Below are 6,751 nucleotides of genomic sequence, written 5' to 3' on the forward strand. Positions count from 1 at the left end.
CAATATGGATAAACAGGCTCGCAAGGGAAAAGCCAAGGGGCAGAAGGGCCAAGATGACATGACCGATGAGATAACCATCGAGAAAGGCAATGAGCCCCCGTTTTTGGAAACAGCCAACGACCAGGCTGGTTTGTCAGACAAGATGGATGAGGCCGGGGCCGAAACGGGATCCGAGACCGGCGACGAGGTAGCCGGACAGGAGACCCAGCCATGAGCAACCGTGACATAGCACTGAACTGGCAGGGACTCCCCCTACCGGTTTCACCCCGGTTCGCCGTATGTCTAACCGACCTGCTGAACAGGCACCATCCCACATGGCCACAAGCCCGCGCCGTCACGATGAACTTTCGTGATCCGGGTTATGGCCCGGAAACCGGCGGCTTTCATCCGGTGGAGATCCGTCTGCAACGCCGAGGAAATCTATGGTCCTTGGTCTATATGACGGACTTTTCCTATGTCGGCATGGGTGACTATGCCGAATTGGCTAAGGAGGTCGATTTTGACTTCTCAAGCCAGGAAGGGCTGATTGCCTATGCGCATGTGGTGCCGTTGTCTGAGTTGGGTGAGTTCTATGAATTATGGGAGGGTAATTTCCTCACCTACCTGTCGCTGGGTGTCTACGCGATCAGGGTAGCCACTGAATGATCCCTCCCTGTTAATGCGCAAATTTCACGGGTTCACGGGGTTGGCGTCGATTTACCCAGTCTCTATAAGGGAAAAACCTGCCCCGTTTCCCCCCGTTGGTGCGGGGCGGGCACGGGGCTCGCCGTGAATGCTCGGGGCAACCCGACCTATTCATTAACTCACCCATTACTCCCGCAAATGTCGCGGGTTCACGGGGTTGAGATGGAAAAGCCTAATCACTCAAAGGGAAAAACGCGCCCCGTTTCCCCCCGTTTGTGCGGGGCGGGCACGGGGCTTGCCGTGAATATGCGGGGCAACCCGACCAATTCATTAACTCACCCATTTTTCCGCAAATTTCGCGGGTTCACGGGGTTGAGATGGAAAAGTCTAATCACTCAAAGGGAAAAACGCGCCCCGTTTCCCCCCGTTTGTGCGGGGCGGACACGGGGCTCGGTAGCATTTTTACGGGATCGGACCGGGTAGCGACCGGGGCGGCCATCTGTTCACTCACCTTTCCCGCGTTGTCATCGTGCCGGGCCAACCAGGCCAAGGCGCGATGAGCAACGACCATTTTGATCGCCAAGCCAGAGACGGGGATTAGACCTCCTTTCCACTGTGAAGGGGGCCTATGCCGTGTCTAACCAGCTCACATGTTGAGGAGCGAACCATGAACGAAACACCTACCCGATTTAAATTCACCAATCGACGGATTGCCGATCTGCCCCCAAACCCAGATGACGCCCGCAGTACCGAAGCGGAGTATTCAGATACCGACGTGACCGGTCTGCGCTGCCTGGTGGGCAAAGGGGAAGGCCGCCGCAAGTTCCTGCTGCGCTATCAAATACATGGGCGCAAGCGGGCCATTGCCCTGGGGCACTATCCCGCGTTGGATGTCAGCGCGGCTCGTAAGCTCGCGCTCGACTACAAACGCAAGATCGCCGAAGGCGTTGACCCGCAACAAGCCAAGGAGGACAAGCGTAATCAGAAGACCCTGAGCAATTTGTTTCAGGAAGACTATCTGCCCTATCTGCAATCACGAAATCGCAGTTGGAAGACGGATGAACATCGCTTCCGTAATCACCTACGGCCAATCTTCGGCAACCTGATCCCGGAAGAGATCACCGTTACCCGCATCCAGAACATGCAACAGATGTTGCTCAAACGCCTCACCCCGGCCACCTGCAATCGCGTTTTGGCATTGCTCAAGGCCATCATGACCTGGGCAGCCCGTGCCGGACTGATCAAGGACAATCCCGCAGCCCTGGTGTCGTTGCTGCGAGAGAACAATCGGCGCGAACGCTACTTCACCCCAGATGAAATCCGTCGCCTGTTCCGGGCTGCCGATCAGCATGAGAGTTTCTATACCGGTCAGTACGTCAAGATGTTGCTGCTCACCGGTTTGCGTCGGGCCGAGCTGGCAAGGGCCAAATGGCAGCACTACAACAAGGAGGACAAGACCCTATACATTCCACACACCAAGAACGGCCATAGCCGTGTGTTGCACCTGAACCATATGGCGGTGGAGCTGTTGAACTACTTACCTGTAACACAGGGAAATCCCTACCTGTTTCCAGGCAAGCGGCAAGGGCAGCCATTGCAAAATCCCACCAAGGGTTTTCAGCGGATGCTGGCGCGAGCCGGTATAGATAAGGAGGGGGTTTGCTTGCACACCTGTCGTCATTCGGTCGCAGCACTGATTGTCTCCAACGGAGGCACCTTGTTTGATGTGCAATCCCAGCTCGGACACCGGAGCAGTCAGACATCAATGCGTTATGCCCACCTGCATAACACTCGGATGCAACAGACCAGCCAGAAAATAGCCAATTGCATCCATGATGCCCTGACCAGTTCAGTACCATCCAAGCCGCTGCCACTTCCCGAAGAGGGCGAGTGGGTTCAGGCCAGCTAGGTATGTCGGTATCTCACGGCAGAGTGAGATACCGATATCACCGTTTAGCCGCCCGAGGCGCGGTGTTAGCTCACCCTCCTCACCAACAACGACAACCTGTCCTGACCGGCCTTCTTGGCCCGCTCAACCGCTTCTCACCGGTTGCTCACAAAGCTCCTTACACATTTAAATAGCAGTGAGAGCTTGTACCTGAATGACCTGACCACCGAGTACAGCCTCCCTCCACTCGAAGGATGATCACTCAACATCTTGACGCTGCCCCAGCCCTCCAAAAAACTCAACAAGTGAGACATATCATATTAATTTTTAGAAGAAATTTGCTCATTAATCTTACCCCTGATATTTATTATGGTTATATTTTTCGGCAGGCATCAGGAGCTACCGAACATGGCGACTTATCCAACTCCTCCAGATGAAGAAAGCAGACTCAAACTACTACACGCCCTCAACATTCTCGATACTCCATCAGAAGAGGTTTTTGACCGCATAACCCGATTAGTTGCACGCATATTAGATGTCCCCATTGCATTGGTTTCACTGGTCGACACTGAGCGACAGTGGTTCAAATCACGGATAGGTATTGATACAAATGAAACCCCGCGAGAAGTTGCTTTTTGTGCTCATGCCATAGCGCAAACAACCCCGCTGATCGTGACAGACACAACGCAAGACTCGCGTTTCATGAGTAATGCTCTCGTAACGGGAAATCCGAATATTCGCTTCTATGCCGGTGTGCCATTACGTAGTATCGGTGGACTATCAATAGGCACATTATGTGCTATCGATTCCAAACCTAGACAATTAAGTCCTGATGAGATAAGCATTCTGATTGACCTTGCCGCACTCGTTAGCAAAGAAATGCAAATGCGTGAAGCGATGCTTTTGAGTCATGCGCGTTCCGAGCAAGCCATACAAGCCTTGGAGGATGTCGAAGCGCGTTTCAGGACTATATTCGAACGTGCGGGTGTAGGTATTGCGATGGTTGCGCCAGACGGCGGATGGTTGCGTGTCAACGATGCATTATGCCAAATTGTCGGTTACAGCCAAGATGAGTTCATCAAGCTCACATTTCAGGATATAACCCACCCAGACGATTTAAATACCGATTTATCCCTTTTACAGCAATTAATTAATAATGACATCGACCATTATCAGCAGGAAAAACGTTACATCACTAAATCAGGGCGTTCTGTTTGGATAGACCTGATAGTCACCAAGAAATTGAGCATTAAAGGTGAGCTAGAGTATTTCATCTCAATTATTAAAAATATACAGGAGCAAAAAGAAGCAGAAGCATCCTTGGCTAAGTTACATAAAGAATTGGAGAGTCGAGTAGAAACAAGAACAAAAGACCTACAATTAGCTAATGAAATGCTGTCCGCCTCTATCGCTCAGCAGCTTCGGTTTGAGCAGGAATTACGTAGACGCGAAGCTGAATTGCAAATGGTGCTCCAAAACGCGAACGATGCTTACGTATGCATTGATCACCACGGTGTGATCCGCGACTGGAATCAACAAGCAGAACATACATTCGGTTGGAGCCGCGAAGAGGCAATTGGCCGCCCACTGGATGAAACGATCATCCCGGCCTCAATGCGTGAGGCTCATCGTGCAGGGTTGGCACGCTATCTGGCTACCGGTAAGCACCATGTCCTCAATCAACATATCGAGCTGACAGCGGTACACCGCAATGGCATGACCTTACTTGTTGAAGTCCGAATTAGCTCTTTATTTATTGATGGGAAAACAATTTTTAGTGCGTTCCTGCATGATATCACGGAGCGAAAAAAGGCCGAGGCAATCCACGAATTCGAAGCCACTCATGACGCGCTAACTGGATTGTATAACCGGCGTGCTATGTTCAACTTGTTGCCAGCAGCAATAGCCCGCGCCAAGCGGACTCAGACATCTTTAGCGTTATTTTATATCGACCTTGATGGCTTCAAGCAAATCAACGATACACACGGTCATGAAGCCGGCGATTCCGTATTACGTGTCATAGGAACTCGCTTACAGGAAAGTATTAGACAAACAGATACAGCAGTACGTTTAGGCGGTGACGAATTTACGATCGTGTTGGAGGACGTTAAGCACGGGACTCCCGATGTCAATATGCTGGCGCAGAAGATATTGGAGGCCATCCAACAGCCGATACAACTCGATTCAACAACAGCTGTTATCAGTGCCAGTATCGGCATAGCAATCCATCATGCTGACGATATAATCAATGCCGTTCAACTGATTAGCCAAGCTGACTCTGCGATGTACGAAGCCAAGAAAGCAGGGAAGGCTCGTGTTTGCGTACATAAGTGACAATATGCTGACATAATAACGGTGTCTGACAATCAAGTCAGATACCGCTTATCGTTATTGAGTCACCTGAGAACCAGTTTTCGCTAATTCCCTCCACCAACTGCCACAACCTCACCTACCGGGCCTTCCTGGCCCGCTCAACCGCTTCTCACCGGTTGATAACAAAACCTCTCTACTGATGACCCGACATTCCGCACCTGATTTAGGAATAAATTTGCCGATAGCGCTCACCCAATACCTCCAAAATGATCTGCTGGTCTCCTGTTAGCTCCGTTACTTGTGGCGGAGCTTCTCCCAGTCGATATTCATGGATGCCACCAAAGCGCAAAAAGATCCAACGGGCCGTCGGCTGCTGGGTCGGTTTCTTTTTCATATCCGCCACACTGCGATTCTGCTCCACTAATCCCTGCCGGATCCGGTGCTCCAACGCTGCGTAAATCATCAGGCTACAGGTCATCACCATGAGCAACGCTTCAATCCGCTCCGGCTTTTTCAGGTACAGTGAGGAGGTTAAAAACTCCGGGCTCTTGAGAAAACGAAAGCCCCGTTCGACATTCTGCTGCGCTTTATAGGTGGCCAAAAGTTCGGCCATGGTCAGCGTATCGCTGTGGTCATTGGTCGCCAGGATGAACACCCCGGTCTGGTTGCGGGCCTCTTCAACGCAGGCCAGGCTAGTTGCCGCCAACCCAGTGATTTGAAACTGATGGCCAATTGGCTCTTCGCCACGCTTGGGTCTGCCACGTCCTGTATAAACGGGTTCACCTACCACTTCGGCATCCAGTTGCAGCAGCATCAAGCTGGCGGTAAAACAGCTCAACTCAGCTTGGGCATCCGCCTCACAAGCAAAGCGTCGGGCACACAATTTGGCGAAGGCTTTGAGCTCGCGGGTACTGTCTTTGAGCAGGTTTTTGGCCAATGTCTGCTGCTCGCGGTGGCTGGCTTGTTCGCTGCGCACCAGCAACCAACGTTGCGCGACCCCGGCATAATTCGCGTGTTGCCAACGGCCATGATAGCCATTGCCCAGAGCGGTCAGCGGTTGTGCACCTATGGTTGCCACGGCCTGCTTTGCCTCATTGAGAGTGACGGGCACCCGGGTCACAAATAGTTGCTGCTGTTGCGCCAGTAATTGCAAGGTATCGGCGCAGTACAGTGCGGCATCGCCGACCAGATAACGGCACTCCTGCGCGGCCTTGAGACTGCTCAAATGGCGACGAACGGTCTGGGCAAAGGCTTTGGTGTCATTACTATTGCCGCTCAGGGCCTGCATATAGACAGGTAGGCCAGCCTGATTTTCACAGATGAGCTCAAGGATCACTTGATTCAGCTCTGGCCGGTGATCACGACTATAACCACGCACCAGTTGCAGCTTACCGACCAGATCCCCATCGGCACAGTCATAGGCGCCATCGACGTGGAAGCTGGTAATATCGAGGTGCACTGCGGTGCTTTTGAGCCCCAGCCGCTCGACAACTTGCGCCGCCATCACCTGATACAAGGCGCTGACATCGGCCTCAAAGAGGGCATCGAGACAGCGACCGAGCACATCATCATTGAGGTCATCAGCACAGATCCCGGGGCCAATCAGGCGCTCAACCGGCTTGTTAGCAAAGAATTGCGGGAACATGTGCAGGGTGCTGCTGTGAAAGCCGAGGCCGTTCACTATCATGGCGACCAAGGCTTCACCATGTGAGACCTTGAAAGGCGGGGTTTTGGGGAGCAAGGCATCGATCATGCGGGCAATGCCCAGTTCCTGGCAGAGTGCGGCGACCAAACCAAGGTGATCGAGGTTACGGATCGAGATAGCGGGTGCGGCCATGATGATCTACCTGCAAAAGAGAGTAATAGATCAGAACGGCCGATCGCCGTCAAGCACTGAAAATAGCAAAATCAGGTGCGGAATGACGG

5 protein-coding genes are annotated in these 6,751 nt (G+C 52.5%); 4 read left to right on the forward strand and 1 reads right to left on the reverse strand.

Annotated elements, in window-relative coordinates; translation table 11 throughout:
• From AB5Y91_RS18680 to AB5Y91_RS18695, 4 genes are all read left to right on the forward strand, one after another.
• Positions 1-214: hypothetical protein (locus AB5Y91_RS18680; RefSeq protein ID WP_368170509.1), on the forward strand; the 214-nt coding region annotated here is incomplete at its 5' end.
• A complete protein-coding gene (locus AB5Y91_RS18685) occupies positions 211-645 on the forward strand; it encodes a DUF2787 family protein (protein ID WP_197984389.1) in 435 nt (144 codons plus the stop codon). The genes AB5Y91_RS18680 and AB5Y91_RS18685, both read left to right, overlap by 4 nt.
• 646 nt (positions 646-1,291) lie before the next feature.
• A complete protein-coding gene (locus tag AB5Y91_RS18690; RefSeq protein WP_368170510.1) occupies positions 1,292-2,533 on the forward strand; it encodes a tyrosine-type recombinase/integrase in 1,242 nt (413 codons plus the stop codon).
• Positions 2,534-2,920: 387 nt separating this feature from the next.
• Positions 2,921-4,846 (forward strand): PAS domain S-box protein, encoded by a 1,926-nt coding sequence (locus tag AB5Y91_RS18695; protein ID WP_368170511.1) that lies wholly within the window; start codon positions 2,921-2,923, stop codon positions 4,844-4,846.
• A 202-nt stretch (positions 4,847-5,048) separates the two neighbouring features.
• Here AB5Y91_RS18695 and AB5Y91_RS18700 read toward each other — a convergent pair whose 3' ends face one another.
• A complete protein-coding gene (locus tag AB5Y91_RS18700) occupies positions 5,049-6,662 on the reverse strand; it encodes an IS1634-like element ISAs25 family transposase (RefSeq protein WP_010674210.1) in 1,614 nt (537 codons plus the stop codon).
• Between the last annotated feature and the right edge of the window lie 89 nt (positions 6,663-6,751).

The organism is Aeromonas sp. R4-3 (genome assembly GCF_040908275.1).
Taxonomy (GTDB): Bacteria; Pseudomonadota; Gammaproteobacteria; order Enterobacterales; family Aeromonadaceae; genus Aeromonas; species Aeromonas rivipollensis.